The sequence below is a fragment of the Streptomyces sp. NPDC102360 genome (assembly GCF_044766085.1).
Lineage (GTDB): Bacteria > Actinomycetota > Actinomycetes > Streptomycetales > Streptomycetaceae > Streptomyces.
Genome location: NZ_JBIWLG010000002.1, coordinates 800,448 through 815,129 on the forward strand (window position 1 = coordinate 800,448; position 14,682 = coordinate 815,129).

The following is a 14,682-nucleotide window of genomic DNA, read 5'->3' on the forward strand; positions in this document are numbered from 1 at the left end:
GTGGCCGTCAACCGGCATCCACGGAGCGGATCATGATCGCACTATCGCGTGAACCTGATACACAACAGGGGCACGCCGTGCACCCGTTGCCTGTACGAAGCGAAGGACCCACGTTGCGCATCCGGACCACGTCAACCGCCGCCCGCTGCCTGGTCGCCCTGGGCGCCGCCACCGCGCTCACCCTCGGCGGGGCGGCCCTCCCGGCCTCCGCCGCCCCGGCCGCGCCCGCCACCACTGCCACCGCCACCGCCTCCTCCACCGCTTCCCACGCGAACCCGGGCGCCCTCGCCGCGATCACCTCGCTCGCCACGGAACGGCTCGCCCTCGCGGACAAGGTCGCGGCGGCGAAGTACGGCACGGACGCGCCGATCGACGACCCGGCGCGCGAGAAGGTGATCCTCGACGACGTGGCGAAGCGCTCGGCGGATCTCGGCATCGACCCGGAGTTCGCGGGGGCCGTCTTCCGGGACCAGATCGAGGCCAACAAGGTGGTGCAGCGCGGCCTTTACGCCCGCTGGGACGCCCACCCGGAGCAGCGCCCGACCGAGCGCCCCGATCTGGCGACGGAGGTGCGGCCGCAGCTCGACCGGATCACGACGCAGCTGCTTGACGCCCTGCGGGAGGTGGCGCCCACGCGTACCTCTCCGGCCTGCGGGCCGCTGCTGACGGCGGTGGCGCTGCGCGACGCCCACGCGCGCGGGTTCGACGCGCTGCACCTCAAGGGCCTCGCACGGGCGCTGCCTTCGGTGTGCGCCTCCTGAGGGCTTCGGTGTGCGCTTCCTAGCTGCTACGCGGCCCAGTGCGCGGGCCGCTGAAGGCCCGCCGGGATGCGGGTGGCGGCGTCGCCGCGCGCCGCGTTCACCTGCGCCTGGGTGAGGAACAGCGCCCCGGTGAGGTCGGCGCCCGCGAGCCGGGCGTCGCGCAGGTCCGCGCCGATCAGGTCGGCCGAGCGGAGGTCGGCGCCGGTCAGATCCGCGGCGACGAGCAGGGCGCCGCGCAGATTGGCGCCCCGTAGGTCGGCCTTTTTGAAACGGGCTCCTACAAGGTCGGCGCCGCGGTGGTTCTTCTTGCGGCCCAGGGCGCCCGGCACGTCGGCGCGCGCCAGTTCGCTCGCCTTCAGTAGAAGGGCGTTCACGTCGCCCCGGACGGCCGGCACGTCGGCGGCGACCAGTTCGTCGCTGCGCGCGCGGGTCAGCCGCTCGATGTCCTCGCGGGCCCGCCGGGCGTCGCCGTGCACGGCGACGGCGGCGTCCAGCTCCAGTACGTCACTCAAGTACCAGAGGAGCTCGTGCAGTTGACGCATGACGGGGAAGACCTCGTACATGGCCCTGGAGCTCTCGGGCCGCTCGCGCCAGCTGACGCCCTCGAAGGTGACCTGGGAGACCTTCTGGCCCGCACCGAAGCAGTCGAAGACGGTGCAGCCGGGGTACCCCTCGTCGCGCAGCCTGGTGTGGATGCCGCAGCGGAAGTCGTCCTGAAGGTTGCGGCAGGGCGTGCCCGCGTTCTTGTCGTGCGCGAAGTCCTGCGACTTCGCGAAGGGGAGGGCGACGCAGCACAGGCCGAAGCAGTTTGCGCAATCGGCGCGCAGGTCGGGGCGGTCAGGAGGGGCTTCCGGGGAGGTCACCTGCCCATTCTCGCCGATGGGCCACGGTGCGGTGCGCGCGGCCACGCGTGCGTGCGCCCTCTTGTGGCCGGGCCCGGCCCCGCGCCACCTTGGAGGCGTCCGGCACCGCCTGAAGTTCCACACCCTGGGGAGTCGACGTGGCCTCGTCCTTCGTCCTGCCGTACGAACTGCACGGTGACGGCACGCACAAGGTGATCGCGGTGCACGGCTGGTTCGCCGACCGCGCCGCCTACGCGCCGATCGTGCCCGACCTCGACCGCACCACCTTCCAGTACGCGCTCGTGGATCTGCGCGGCTACGGGGAGGCGAAACAGACGCCGGGCGCGTACACGACGACCGAGGCCGCCGCGGACGTGCTCGACCTCGCGGACCGGCTCGGCTGGGAGCGGTTCTCGCTGATCGGGCACTCCATGGGCGGCAGTGTCGCGCAGCGCGTGGTGGCGAACGCGCCGCGGCGGGTGCGCCGCATCGTGGGGGTGTCCCCGGTTCCGGCGTCCGGGCTGCCCATGCCGCCCGAGCAGTGGGAGCTGTTCGCGACGGCCGACACCTCGCCCGCCAACCGCCGCGCGATCATCGACGTCACGACGGGCGGCGTACGCCCCGGCGCATGGCTGGACCGCATGGTGGAGCGCTCGCTCGCGTGCAGCGACGCCAAGGCGTTCCGGGCCTGGCTCGACTCGTGGACCGGCGACGACTTCCACACCGACCTGGAGCCCTGTACGGTCCCCGCGCTCGCGGTCACGGGGCAGCTCGATCCGGCCCTGGCCGCGCCCCTGATGCGCTCGACATGGCTGACCTGGTTCACCCGCGGCGAGCTCGTCGACCTCCCCGTATGCGGCCACTACGCGATGGACGAGGCGCCACTCGCGCTGATCCGCGTCATGGAGGACTTCCTGCGGGCGGACGGCTCGTGACGCCTGCCGTCCCCGACGTCTTCGACCCGCGCCTGTACGCGCGCGGTGTCCCGCACGACCGGTACCGGACGCTGCGCGACCACCACCCGGTGGCCTGGCAGCCGGAGCCCGCGGTCCTCGGCTGGCCGGAGGGCCCCGGCTTCTGGGCGGTCACCCGGCACGCGGACGTGGTCCGGGTCCTCAAGGACACGTCCGCGTACTCCTCGCACCTGGGCGCGACCCAGATCCGCGATCCGGACCCGGCGGACCTCCCGTTCATCCGCGGCATGATGCTCAACCAGGACCCGCCGGCCCACGGCAGACTGCGCCGCCTGGTGAGCCGGGCGTTCACGCCGCGCCGCGTGGCAGCGTTCGAGGACTCGGTACGGAACCGGGCAAGAACCCTGCTGCACACCGCCCTTCAAGAGGCGGCGGACGCGGACACGGTGGACCTGGTCGCCACGGTCACCGACGACTACGCCCTCTTGAACCTCGCCGACCTCCTGGGCGTCCCGGAGTCCGACCGCGCGCTGCTCCTGCACTGGACCCGCCGCGTCATCGGCTACCAGGATCCGGACGAGACGTCCCCGGCTGCCACCACCGGCCCACCGGTGAACCCCCGCTCCCCCTCCGCGCTGGCCGACATGTTCGCGTACGCCGACGAGCTGACGGCCCACAAGCGGGCCCACCCGGCCGACGACATCATGACGACGCTCGCGGCGGACCCCGAACTCACCCCGCCCGAACGCCAGATGTTCTTCTTCCTCCTCACCATCGCGGGCAACGACACGGTCCGCAGCGCGGCCCCGGGCAGCCTGGCACTGCTCGCCGAGACCCCGTCCGCGTACGAGCAACTCCGCATGGGGAAGGCCGACTTGACGCTCGCGCTCGACGAACTGCTGCGCCGCCACCCGCCGGTCCTCACCTTCCGCCGCACGGCCACCGAGGACACGGCTCTGGCGGGCACCCCCATCAAGCGGGGCGACAAGGTGGTCGTCCTGCACGCCTCCGCCAACCACGACGAACGCGTCTTCCCCGCACCGTCCACCCTGGACCTGACCCGCACCCCCAACCCCCACGTCTCCTTCGGAGACGGCCCGCACGTCTGCCTGGGCGCCCACTTCGCCCGCCTCCAACTACGGGCGCTGTACGAGGAGGTGACCAATACCCTTCCCACTCTGACGCTCGCGGAGCCACCGGAACGACTCGTCTCGAACTTCATCAACGGCATCAAGTGCCTGGTTCTGCGGCGAAGTTGATGCGCGTTGATTGATGCAACGGTCAAGTTTCGGCCAACCTGGATCGGCAATGTGCAAGGCCCAGGTCAGATGTCAGTGCTGTGGCCTAGATTGGCTGTTCGGGCCACGTGTACCACTGGTCCGCAAGCGAAATCGGGGGATGCACGATGGATCCAGTGACGGCTGTCGCAGCCGCGGGCGTCGCGCTCGTGGCCAAGGGAGCGTTGGAAAGCGCGGCCCAGGAAGCGGGACGCGCGGGGTGGACGAGCGGGGCCCGGCTGATCGAGCGGATCCGTGCGCGGTTCCGTGGCGACTCCTCCGCCGAAACCGCCCTTGACCAGGTCACCCGGGCACCAGACGACGAGGGCGCCCAGCAGGAGCTCGAGCGGCTGCTCGCCGCCCACATGCTGCTCGACCGTGCCTTCGAGGACGAGATGCGCACGATGGTGGCCGAGGCGGCCGCGGCCGGCGGCAAAGGCGCGCAGGTCAACGCCGCGCTGATCAAGAACGCCCAGGTGTTCAACGACAAGGTCGAAGTCAAGGGCGACTGGAACGTCTCCTAGCCGCCTTCCCATCGCCCGCGCGGCACACGCCGCGGCACCGTCACATCCGGAAGACCGAACTCTCATGAGCAGCGAGGAAGAACCACCCGAACCCCGTTCGGCAGCCGACGACAGCGTCGATGAAGACTCATCCGCGAAGTCTGCCCCGCCCAAAAAAGAACCCTCGAAACCGGATCCGCGCCCCTTCGAAGAGGAGCGGGACGGCCCCGTGGACGCCTCGGACGCCCTGGCCTCGCTCGCATCGGACGCGGGCCCCGACGCGGCCGAGCGAACCGAGGCGCGGCGGGCATCCGCCATCGCCGACCTCATTGCCGCCCGGTTGAACGCGGACGCATCGGGCACCAGCATCGGCACGCTCGCGCTGTTCAACGACAGCGTCAGCTTCGGCGGCGGGTTCCACACCTCGGGTTCCCGCGCCCCCGGGGCCGGTCGGCGCGCGGGCCTGGTGGCTGCTCTCGACAGCACCGAACTGGCCGAGTACACCGAGCTGTTCGTGCACCCCGAGGAGTACGACACAGCCCTTGAGGACCTCCGTGAGCAGGGCCTGCTCGTGCTGACCGGGCCACCGGGCAGTGGCCGCACGGCAACGGCCGTCAATCTGCTGTCCGAGGCCACCGCCCTCAGCGGCACCCACGACGGCGGCTGTCACCGGCTGCTCGACCCGTCGTCGCTGACCGAGTCCGACTGGGAACCGCCCGTGAAGAACTGCGGGTATCTCGTCGAGGTCGAGGACGGCCCGGCAGACGCGCAGGGCTTTGGGGCCCGCCGACTGGCCTCGGTCGCCGCCACCCTCCGTACGGCCGACTGCCTGCTCGTCCTCACCGGCGGCCACGAACTCACGCTCGCCACCGGCGGCGAGACCGGTGCGGAAGGTTTCGCACGCCACGCCATCGCGCCGCCCGACCCACTGGGGGTCCTTGAGCGGCGGGTGCTCGGCCTCGCGCCGGAGCCCGAGGCGCGGGCCCGGTTGCACACGCTCCTCACCTCCACCCACGCGGTCACCGCGCTGCGCGAACAGCCCGCCGCGCGGCACGCCGTGCGGCTCGCCTCGGTGATCAGCGCGGACGGCGATCTGGCCAGGGCCGTCACGGTCCTGCGCGACCCGAGCGGCCAAGTCCGCTCCTGGTTCAGGCAGCACCGCGCCCCCGAGGCCATCGCCTTCGCGCTCGCCTCGGCCGTACTGGAAGAGAGCAGCTACCTCACCGTGGCCGAGGCAGCCGTGAAGCTGCACACCGCCCTCGCCCCGCCCGAACCGGCCCCACCCGACCTGAGGTTCGTCGACCGGCTCGACCACGAACAGCAGTGGATCCGTCTCGACTCCACCAGCGCCGATCCGCTTTCCGCGGGTGGCCCGCCCCGGGTCAGATTCCGTTCGGCCCTGCTCGGGCAGGCGGTCCTGGTCCACGCGTGGAGCACGCTCGATGGACGCAGGGAAGCCGTACTGGAATGGCTGCGCCGGCTGCTCGGCCATCGCGATCTCGAGGTCCGGGCCCGCGCCTCCGTCGCTGCAGGCATCCTCGCCTGGGCGGACCACCACTACGCGGTGCACCGATTCCTCACCACCTGGGCGGGCAGCACATCCTGGCCGCAGCGGCAGGCCGCTGCCACGGCGCTCGGTGTGGCCGGCAGCAGGCCTGAATCCGGCGAGCTCGTCTGGGAGCTCCTCGACTCTTGGGCGCGCGGCGGAAATTCGGCGTACCAACGGCGACTTGCGGGCACCGCGGCCAACGCGGTGGGCGGCATCCTCGGCCGTGGCTCCCCCGAGCGCGCCGTCGCCGTGCTGCGCGCCGCGCTCGACCGCGGAGACGACTGGGGCACCCTGCCGGCGGTGGCCTGGGGCGGCGTCCATCTGATCCACCAGGGGCAGGCGGGCCCGCTGCTGGACGCCTACCTGGACTGGTCGGCGCCGCAGGACCTGTCGCCGATGGTCAAGAAGACGCTCTCCGCGTTCGTCTTCGCGGTCTCCCAGCCGTACGAGCGTCCAGCCGCGGGCACAGAAGCGACCGGGGTGACTGGGGTCCCGCTACTTCTGAGCGCCCTGCCGCAGAACCACGACCGGCTCGTCGAGTTGTGGGCGCGCGCCCTGGCCAGACGTCCGGTACAGGACACGGCACTTGAAGCGCTGCGGAAGTGGATCGACACATACGCCGAGCGGTGCCCCGGCGGTCTCGACCGCATCGCGGAGCTCCTCGCGGACGTCGCCCGCAGACCCGGGAAACACCGCGAGCGCGTTGCGTGGTGGCTCGACAAGTGGGCGGCCGATCGTAGCCGTCCGTCGGTCGGCGCGGCCTCTTTGCGCCGCCGCATATGACCGCACGACACGAGAGAGCGAGGTGGCAGGGGAGACCATGCAGGAACAGACCTACGATCCGGTCGTCGACGTCGCCGAACTGCCGAAATGGCGGCTCACCAGCCCGCTGCGCCCGCCGGACCCGGGGCGTGCCCTGGTCCTGGTCCGGGACAGCGGCCCATCGCTGACCATCCGTAGCGGCGAGGAGATCCCCTCGGCGCGGTACGGCAATTACCGCTCGGTGTTCACGGTGGATCTCACCGAGCACCGGCTCGTCCTGGACATCGACCTGCTCAGCCGCGACCCTACGTTCTCCTTTCGTAGCCGCGTGGACCTGATCTGCAAGATCACGGACCCGACAAAGGTCGTCGCCCGTGGTATCCGGGACATGAGCGGTGCCCTGTACGGGCATCTGCGCAGGACGCTGCGCGACGTGGCACGCGACTACGACATCGCCGAGTTCCACGAGGCGGAACAGGCACTGAACAACGCGCTCGCCGGGTTCCCCGGTGACGATGCGATCCGGCTGCGCAACATCCACGTAGAGCTGCTCGTCGACGAGGACGAGATCGCCGCCAGCGGGCGGGAGTTCAGGGACGTGGTGCGCGAGACCCGGCTGTCGCGGATGCGCCGCACCCGTCACGTCGACATGATCCGCGAGGAAGGCATCGACGGCCTCATCGCCGAGATCATGGAGAAGGAGGGGCCGCGGGCCGCGCTCACCTGGATCGAGAAGGGCGAGGCCGAGAAGCGCGAGATCAAGCGCGAGGTCATGCGGATGGTCCTGGACCGCGGAGACGCCGACCGGGAGCCGTTCGAGCAGACCGAGCTGGAACGCGCGGTCCTGGCAGAGGTGCTGCGCGACGAGGGCGGCCTGTTCGAGTCGTCGACGCGGCACGGGCGGCTGCGCGGCTCGTTGTCCCGCTCCATCGAACCGGCCGCTGCGGAATCCGACGACGAGACCTCCGCTGTCGCGCCTCTCAAGGGTGAGGTGATGCGCGACGCCCCTGAGCCGCGTGGCTCAGACCGGGGCTCCCCGGCCCGCGGAGCGGGCCGCCTGCGCCGCTCCGGCACTCCCGACGCCCCGAGCTCCGGCCGCGACGCGTCCTCTCGGCGCCCCGCCGCCGCGGCCGCACCGCCCGATGACGAACCATTGCCGTCCACCGGTGGCACCCCGCCGCCCGCGCCCCCTGCCAACCCGGAGCCGCCTGCCGACCCCGAGCCACCGAGGCCGAAGGTGAGCCGGGTGCGCGGCACCGCCAAACGCCGGCCGACCGACCCCGGCAAGGAGCCACGATGACCACTCCGCGCCAGGACAGCACGCGCCCGGACGTCCAGGATGCCTGCCCCGCACAGGCCGCAGCCGGGGCGCGGGTCCTCGATCCGGGGCAACCCGCCGACGGCCCGCCGGAGCCCCGGCCGACCCCGCCCCGACTCGCCCGGGGCGAGAGCCACGGGGCAGTACAGACGGTGTCCGTATGGACCGAGCGGGTCCCGGGCCGCGGAGAGGACGCCGAGCCGCTCGTCGCCCACCACTGGAATTCGGTGCAGGGCCTCCTCGCCGTCTTCGACGGTTCGGGCGGTGCGGGCGCGGCCCCCGCCTGGCAGTCGGCCGACGGTACATCCCGCACCGGTGCCTGGGTGGGCGCGCGCACAGCCCGGCTCGCCACCGAGTGCTGGCTGCACGCCATGACCAACGGGTATCAGGACGCCGAGCCGGAATCGTTGCGCGCCTTCCTGGCGTACTACCTCGACGTGGCGCCGAAGCGGCAGAGCAAGATCGGCGGCACCATGCGCCGCCAACTGCCCACCACCCTCGCGGGCGTGCACTATCAGGTCGCCGCCTCGGACACGGAGGTCGAGCTGCGTGCGCTGTGGGCCGGTGACTCCCGGGCTTACGCGCTGCTGCCGCAAGACGGGCTGCACGTGCTCACCCGCGATCACACCCGGGAAAGCGACGCGCTGGAACTTCTGCGCAGCGACCCGCCGATGACCAATCTGATCTGCGCCGACCGCGACTTCGCCATCGGCTCCCACCAGTTGTCCCTGCCGCTGCCGTGCGTGCTCCTCGCGGCCACCGACGGGTTCTTCGGGTACGTTCACACGCCCGCCGACTTCGAGCAGCTCCTGCTACGCACCCTGCAGCAGGCCGCCGGCGTCGCCGAATGGGCCGACTTGATCCGGCGCGAAGTGGAGTCCTTCACGGCCGATGACGCCTCGCTCGCGCTGGTGTCGCTCGGCTACCCCGACTTCGACGATCTGCAGCACCAATTCGCACCCCGTTTACGCATGTTGGCCGAGCAGCAGGCCCGGGGCAGGCCGAGCGCACTCACTCGGCCGCCCGACCCCGCCGCCGACCCGGGCGAGGCCGCAGCCCGGATCAAGGCGTGGCAGGACCAGTCCTGGCAGGCGTACCGCCATGGCTACGAGTCGTATCTGCCACCCGCACCCGAGGAGCTCGCGTGAAGCAAGGAGATGTGATCGCGGGCTACCGCATCACCACCCCGCCCACCAACGCCAACGGCGGGAAATGCATCTGGGCCTTCGCCGAGAAGTCCGGCACCACCTACTTCATCAAGCAGTTCCTGGAGCCCAAGCGGCCCAAGGACGATGCCCCCGACTCGCGGAGTGTGCGGATCAGGCGGGAGGTGGCCCAGGAGTTCGAGGAGCGGCACCGCACGATCATGAAGCGGCTGCGGCCCGACGCCCGCGGCGGCGGCAACCTCGTGCTCGCCACGGACTTCTTCCCCGAGGGCAGCACGTACTACAAGGTCACCGAGCGCATCGACACCTCCAGCCTGGAGAAGCCACAGGCACTGGAGGCGCGCGAGAAGATGGTTCTGCTGAAGACGCTCGCCAACAGCCTCAAACAGCTGCACGACATCGACGTGGTGCACGGAGACCTCAAACCGCTCAACGTACTGGTTCAAAAGCGCGACCATGCTGCCTTCTACGCCTCGAAGTTGATCGACTTCGACGATTCGTACGTGTCAGGGAAGCCGCCCGCCCCCGAGGACATCTCCGGGGACTCCGCCTACGGGGCTCCGGAGTGGCGCCGCTATGTGCAGCAGGACGGTTCCGTCGAGCCCGGGCAACTCACGTGCGCCGTGGATGTGTTCGCGCTCGGCCTGATCACACACCTCTATCTGACGGGCGAACTTCCGGGCCACGACGAGCGGTTCGGCTCTCCTGCGGACGCCGTCAACGCCGGTGAGCGACTGCGCCTGGACCCACGGCTGTCGGGCGAGATCCAGGGGCTGTTGCGGGCGATGGTCCAGGCCGACCCACACCAGCGTCCCCGCATGGCCACGTACCTCAAGGCCCTGTCCGACCCGAAGGTGTGCGCGCTGCAGCACCGCCGGCCCGGCACGGGCACACCCGAGAAGCCGCCCACGGCGCCGAAGGAGCGGCCCGCGGAGGGGACTTCGACTCCGCGCGCGAGCCGGGTCCGCACCAACCTCACGCCGCGTACGGACACCCCCGCACCGCGCCCCGCACCGGCCGAGCCCACACCTGCGGAGCCCGAAAGCACCCCGGCCCCCCGGCCCTCCCGCGTCCGCATCAACCTGGGCGACAGCGGCCGGGGCCGCAAAACACCGTGAAACAGGAGTCACACATGAGCGCAAGCAACGAGCAGTACCAGGGCAATCTGCAGTACGCCGTCGACATCGTGCTGTGCATCGACGCAACCCTCAGCATGTATCCCGTACTCGACAACGTGAAGGCCAGCGCGCTGCAGTTCCACGACCGGCTCAACGACGTGATGGCGAAGAAGGGCAAGGCAATCAGCCAACTACGCCTGAAGACCATCGCGTTCCGCGACTTTGGCGACGATCCGGTGTCGGCCATCGAGCAGACCGAGTTCCTGAGACTGCCGGAACAGGCCAAGGAGTTCCAGGAGTTCGTGCGCGGCATCGCCGCGGAGGGCGGCGGTGACATCCCGGAGTCCGGCCTCGAGGCACTCGCTCTCGCCATCAACTCCCCCTGGGAGAAGGGCCTCGACCGGCGGCGGCACGTCATCGTGATGTTCACGGACGCACCGGCGCACCCCTTGGGCACCGTCGGCGCCTCCGCGCAGACGTACCCGAAGAACATCCCACACAGCATCGACGACCTCTTCGAGCAGTGGGGCTATGCGCGCAGCCAGACCTCCGTCATGGAGCAGTCGGCCAAGCGGCTCGTCCTGTTCGCGCCGGACCAGCAGCCGTGGAAGGACCCGATCTCCGAGGACTGGGATCTCACCCTGCACTTCGAGTCCAAGGCGGGCGAGGGTCTTGAGGAGTTCGAGATGGACGAGATCATCGAGACGATCGCCAACAGCCTGTGATCGAGCACCTGGAGTGGCGTGGCTTTCAACTCGTCTACTACGAAGGGGTTCTGCAGCTCATCTGGTCCGGATCCCCGAATCTGGAGGTCAAGGCGGAGCACTGCATCGAGGCGTCGCTGCGGCTCGATCCCGGCGCCGGGCCGAGCGAGTTGGTATTCCGCTTCAGGAGCACGGCACGGGAGGCGAGCGACGTGATCGTGGTACGAGTCTCGGTCCCACCCATCCATGTCCAGGAAGCCGCCGCGCTCGTCCGGCGCCTGCGGACCGAGCACTCAGTGCCCGACCGGCAGCCTGACGAGGACGAGGCCGCCGAGCTGACCCGTATCCCGGCGGACTCGCCGGGATGGATCGTGATGCCGGCGGGCACCGCATCCGAGGAACTCTTCGACGAGGTCATGGAGCGGATCGGCAACGATCCCGGTTGAGTCGGGGCCCGGCCCTCACACCACCACGGAACGAGGAAAGGCAGTACAGGGAGTGGCGGCAACGGCCAACTGGCGCTGCGGGAGCTGCGACACGTACAACACCCCCGCGGCAAAGGCCTGCACAATCTGCGAAACCCCACGCCCTGCACCGAAGCGGCCGGCACCAGCCAGGCCGTCCGGGGACTGGCGCTGCACCGAGTGCGACACCAACAACGGCAAGACGGACACGTCCTGCCTTGGATGCGGCACGCGGTGGAAGGCGGCGCCGAAGACCGCCGCCAAATCCGCGCCCAAACCCGCCGCGAAGAAGTCGCCGCCCAAGCCGGCCGCGAAGAAGGCGGCACCGAAGAAGACAACAGAGGCAAGGGCGGCAGGGGCGACAAAGGCAGCGCCGAAGAAGGCGCCTCCCCGGAAGACAACGCCGTCCTCGTCCGGATCGCCGCGCCCCTCGGCCAAGAAGACCGCACCCAAGCGCCCGTCTTCCACCGGCACCAGCCGTCCTGCGCCCGGCCCGCGCGCCGAAAGCCTCTTCCACCCGCCGCCCATCACCACCGGGACCGGCTACACCCCCACCGCGCCGCCACCTCCTCCGGCTCCGGCACCCCGCTGGTCACCCACACCGCCTCCGAGGCCCCCAAAGGCGAAGAGCAACGCCGGTAAGAGTTGTCTCATCTCCCTCGTCGTGGGCATCGTGCTGTTCTTCGGCGCCCAGAGCTGCATCAATACGTTCAAGTCCGCCTTCAACGGCCTGGGCGAACCCGACACGAGTCCGTCGAGTTCCGCGAGTACCGCCGCCTGCCCCGGCCGGATCGCCGACGAACTGCCGTCCGGTGACGGCGCAGAGCTCGTCAAGGCGTTTCACACGGACAACAAGCAGATCACTCTGTGCCGCACCGAAGCCGGGAAGCTGTACTACTTCGGCGAGTGGAGCGATCACCGGGAGGCGGGAATCAGCATGCCGGCCAAGCGGACGGACGACGGCTACGAGGCAAGCAACCCGCCCTACCGGTACGAGATCCACGACGGCGTTGTGACGATCTACAAGTCGGGCACACGGATCGGGCAGGAGAGAGTGACACCGGGCCCGTCCCCCGAGTAACGCACCCCGCCCGGCGAGGCTCCTTCGCACACGCCCACGATCCGGTGAGTTGCGGGGATCTTGATCGCGGCACCGCGAAAGTCTGCTCATGCTGATCAACAAGCTCCCCCGCGCCGCGCGCCGCCTCGCCACCCTGCCCGCCGCCGTCGTGTCCGTGCTGGCGCTCGCCTCGGCGCCGTCGGCGACGGCGGACACGACGGCCGACTCCGCGGCCAAGGCGCCGGTCGCGAAGGCCGCGGCCTCCTCCTGTCCCGTCGTCCCTGACCGCCTCTACGCGGCCATCGACCGCGTCCCCCTCGACAAGATCTCCCCGGATCCGGAGTACCGGAACGACTGCCAGACGCTGTACCGGGCGGACGGGCGCGCCCCGGCGGTCATCTTCAAGGAGGGCTTCGCGCCGAAGGACAGTGTGAACGGCCAGTACGACCTGGAGCAGTACGTCCTCAGGAACCAGCCGTCGCCGTTCGTCTCCACCACGCGTGACCACGACCTGTTCAAGAAGTGGACGAAGTGGATGAAGGGCGGCGCGTACAACTACTACATCGACGCCCCGAACGGCATCGACGTCAACGAGACGATCGGCGACACCCACAAGTACGCCGACCAGTTCGAGGTCGCCTTCCCCGGCGGCGTCGCATCCCGCTTCGTCATCGGCGCGTGCCCGATCAACAAGGAGACCAACACCGAGATCATGTCGGACTGCGTGAGCAACCCGGAGTTCCAGCCGGCGCCGGCCGCGAACTAGGACAGGCCCGCGAGACCCTCACCACCGATCGCCGCGAGCAGCCCCGCCCTGTCGGGCCCCGGCGCGGGGTACTGCGGGGCGTCGGCGCCGAGTTCGATGACCCTGTCCATGACGCCGGGGCGGGCGAGGGCCGCATCCGGCGTCTCCAGGAGGGACCCGATCAAGGACCTCGCCCGCAGCGCGTCCGGGTCCCGCAGGGCGGCGGCCTGCAGTGCCTTGGTGAAGGCCCAGCCGGGGTCGTCGGTCTCGTAACGGACGCCGTTCATATCGGCGTTCAGCTCGGCGAGCCGGTGCCGGTCGAAGGCGAGCGTGGCGCGGAAGAAGCTGCCGGCCGCGCCCGTCTCTGTGGCCTCGTCGAAGCGCAGGACGAGGTCGTCCGGCTTCGCCGGGTCGGTCTCGCGCAGCAGGTCGCGCAGCGCGCACGCGTGCAGGACTCCGATCGACGAGCCGCGCCCGAGCGAGGGGTTCGTGCAGGCCCAGGAGTCCCCCACGGCGACCAGACCGGTCGCCGTGGGTGCGCCGTCGACGACGTAACGGCGGTGCCGGTCCTCGATGCCCGCGATCGCCTGCACCGGGGTGATCGGCTCGGCCTCACCCCAGTGCGCGGCGGTGGGGTACGAGGCCAGGGCCCTGCCCCATGCCCCCGCCTCGCGCAGCGCACGCAGCCGCCGGTCGCGGGAGGACACGATGAGGCCCACGCCCCAGGTGTCGTTGTCGCAGGCGAGGGTGAGGACGGACAGGCTGTCGAAGCTCTGGAGCAGCACGTCCTGGGACGCGGGCACGCCACCGCCCGTGCCGCGCGAGCTGAAGTGCCGCGTGTAGTACACGAATCCGGAGTCCTCGCGCTCCTCGGCGGGCCGCCGTCCACCCGCGGTGGCGACCATGTCCGCCACCGTCGAGCGCCGCCCGCCCGCGTCGACGACGAGCTCGGCGAGCAGCGTCTGCCCGCCCTCGACGGTGACGCCGCTGACGTGCGGCACGCCGGGAGCGGAGGCCTCCGCGGCCACCAGGCCGGTGACCTTGACGCCCCTGTGGACGGTGACACCGGGGGTGCGGGCGGCCACCGCGGCAAGCGCGGCCTCGACGACGGGGCGCCGCCCGGTCACCGTCTCGAACCGTTCGTCTCCCTCGCGCACCCCGCCGGTCAGCGCGTCCGGCAGCTCCCGGACAAGGTTCACCCGCAGCCCGCCGAGCGCCTCCAGCTCGGCGATCGTCTCGGGCAGTTCCCTCTCCATCTCGGCCCGCCAGCGCGGCAGCATCAGGTGGACCAGCCTGAACTGATTGACCCCCGACCGCTCCCAGTCCCGCCACAGCTCCTCGGCCCCGCCCGCGCCGGGCTCCGCCGGGTCCCGCTCGAGGACCGTGACTCGGTGCCCGTCGCGTGCGAGCAGCAGCGCGGTCGTCAGGCCGTTCAGGCCGGCTCCGAGTACGAGTATGTCGGGCATCGGCAACTCCCCCTGCCCCGCGGCGCGTTGCGC

The 14,682-nt window shown here is 70.9% G+C and carries 15 protein-coding genes; 12 read left to right on the top strand and 3 right to left on the bottom strand.

Annotated features, from left to right (window positions below; translation table 11 throughout):
• Positions 1-119: 119 nt before the first annotated feature.
• Positions 120-761 carry a chorismate mutase gene (locus ACIRHA_RS13025; protein WP_403844482.1) on the top strand — a complete coding sequence of 214 codons (642 nt, stop codon included), beginning with the start codon at positions 120-122 and terminating at the stop codon, positions 759-761.
• Between the two features lie 26 nt (positions 762-787).
• Here the strand turns inward: ACIRHA_RS13025 and ACIRHA_RS13030 are convergent, their stop codons facing one another.
• On the bottom strand, positions 788-1,624 hold the full coding sequence (locus tag ACIRHA_RS13030) for a pentapeptide repeat-containing protein (RefSeq protein ID WP_403843833.1): 837 nt from the start codon (positions 1,622-1,624) through the stop codon (positions 788-790).
• A gap of 137 nt (positions 1,625-1,761) precedes the next feature.
• Between ACIRHA_RS13030 and ACIRHA_RS13035 the strand changes: the two genes are divergently transcribed.
• The 9 genes from ACIRHA_RS13035 (at position 1,762) to ACIRHA_RS13075 (ending at position 11,360) form a co-directional block, all read left to right on the top strand.
• On the top strand, positions 1,762-2,538 hold the full coding sequence (locus tag ACIRHA_RS13035; RefSeq protein ID WP_403843836.1) for an alpha/beta fold hydrolase: 777 nt from the start codon (positions 1,762-1,764) through the stop codon (positions 2,536-2,538).
• Entirely contained in the window at positions 2,535-3,776 is a 1,242-nt protein-coding gene (locus ACIRHA_RS13040) for a cytochrome P450 (protein ID WP_403843839.1), read from the top strand. Before ACIRHA_RS13035 ends, ACIRHA_RS13040 begins: the two co-directional genes overlap by 4 nt.
• 146 nt (positions 3,777-3,922) lie before the next feature.
• Positions 3,923-4,318, top strand: a complete 396-nt coding sequence (locus ACIRHA_RS13045) for a hypothetical protein (RefSeq protein ID WP_403843841.1) — start codon at positions 3,923-3,925, stop codon at positions 4,316-4,318.
• A 208-nt stretch (positions 4,319-4,526) separates the two neighbouring features.
• A complete protein-coding gene (locus ACIRHA_RS13050; RefSeq protein ID WP_403843844.1) occupies positions 4,527-6,629 on the top strand; it encodes a hypothetical protein in 2,103 nt (700 codons plus the stop codon).
• A gap of 37 nt (positions 6,630-6,666) precedes the next feature.
• Positions 6,667-7,908 (top strand): hypothetical protein, encoded by a 1,242-nt coding sequence (locus ACIRHA_RS13055; protein WP_403843846.1) that lies wholly within the window; start codon positions 6,667-6,669, stop codon positions 7,906-7,908.
• Positions 7,905-9,074 (top strand): serine/threonine protein phosphatase, encoded by a 1,170-nt coding sequence (locus tag ACIRHA_RS13060; RefSeq protein WP_403843849.1) that lies wholly within the window; start codon positions 7,905-7,907, stop codon positions 9,072-9,074. Before ACIRHA_RS13055 ends, ACIRHA_RS13060 begins: the two co-directional genes overlap by 4 nt.
• The gene (locus ACIRHA_RS13065) at positions 9,071-10,210 is read left to right on the top strand and encodes a protein kinase (protein WP_403843852.1); all 1,140 of its coding nucleotides are present in this window, start codon (positions 9,071-9,073) and stop codon (positions 10,208-10,210) included. The genes ACIRHA_RS13060 and ACIRHA_RS13065 overlap by 4 nt, the downstream gene beginning before the upstream one ends.
• A gap of 14 nt (positions 10,211-10,224) precedes the next feature.
• Positions 10,225-10,935, top strand: a complete 711-nt coding sequence (locus tag ACIRHA_RS13070) for a vWA domain-containing protein (protein WP_403843855.1) — start codon at positions 10,225-10,227, stop codon at positions 10,933-10,935.
• Positions 10,932-11,360 (top strand): hypothetical protein, encoded by a 429-nt coding sequence (locus tag ACIRHA_RS13075; protein ID WP_403843858.1) that lies wholly within the window; start codon positions 10,932-10,934, stop codon positions 11,358-11,360. Before ACIRHA_RS13070 ends, ACIRHA_RS13075 begins: the two co-directional genes overlap by 4 nt.
• 15 nt (positions 11,361-11,375) lie before the next feature.
• Here ACIRHA_RS13075 and ACIRHA_RS13080 read toward each other — a convergent pair whose 3' ends face one another.
• Positions 11,376-11,852, bottom strand: coding sequence for a hypothetical protein (locus ACIRHA_RS13080; RefSeq protein WP_403843860.1), 477 nt, complete (start codon positions 11,850-11,852; stop codon positions 11,376-11,378).
• A 190-nt stretch (positions 11,853-12,042) separates the two neighbouring features.
• Here ACIRHA_RS13080 and ACIRHA_RS13085 point away from each other — a divergent pair, with 190 nt between their 5' ends.
• Together ACIRHA_RS13085 and ACIRHA_RS13090 are read left to right on the top strand one after the other, a co-directional pair.
• Positions 12,043-12,459 carry a hypothetical protein gene (locus ACIRHA_RS13085; protein WP_403843863.1) on the top strand — a complete coding sequence of 139 codons (417 nt, stop codon included), beginning with the start codon at positions 12,043-12,045 and terminating at the stop codon, positions 12,457-12,459.
• An 88-nt stretch (positions 12,460-12,547) separates the two neighbouring features.
• Positions 12,548-13,204, top strand: a complete 657-nt coding sequence (locus ACIRHA_RS13090; RefSeq protein WP_403843865.1) for an ADP-ribosyltransferase — start codon at positions 12,548-12,550, stop codon at positions 13,202-13,204.
• Here the strand turns inward: ACIRHA_RS13090 and ACIRHA_RS13095 are convergent.
• Entirely contained in the window at positions 13,201-14,649 is a 1,449-nt protein-coding gene (locus tag ACIRHA_RS13095; RefSeq protein ID WP_403843868.1) for an FAD-dependent oxidoreductase, read from the bottom strand. The two genes, ACIRHA_RS13090 and ACIRHA_RS13095, sit on opposite strands and share 4 nt — an antisense overlap.
• Between the last annotated feature and the right edge of the window lie 33 nt (positions 14,650-14,682).

Bases quoted from the DNA above. Each gene is read 5' to 3' on its own strand.
- ACIRHA_RS13045 (WP_403843841.1), top strand. From the start codon at position 3,923: ATGGATCCAGTGACGGCTGTCGCAGCCGCGGGCGTCGCGCTCGTGGCC.
- ACIRHA_RS13055 (WP_403843846.1), top strand. From the start codon at position 6,667: ATGCAGGAACAGACCTACGATCCGGTCGTCGACGTCGCCGAACTGCCG.
- ACIRHA_RS13060 (WP_403843849.1), top strand. From the start codon at position 7,905: ATGACCACTCCGCGCCAGGACAGCACGCGCCCGGACGTCCAGGATGCC.
- ACIRHA_RS13070 (WP_403843855.1), top strand. From the start codon at position 10,225: ATGAGCGCAAGCAACGAGCAGTACCAGGGCAATCTGCAGTACGCCGTC.
- ACIRHA_RS13090 (WP_403843865.1), top strand. From the start codon at position 12,548: ATGCTGATCAACAAGCTCCCCCGCGCCGCGCGCCGCCTCGCCACCCTG.
- ACIRHA_RS13095 (WP_403843868.1), bottom strand. From the start codon at position 14,649: ATGCCCGACATACTCGTACTCGGAGCCGGCCTGAACGGCCTGACGACC.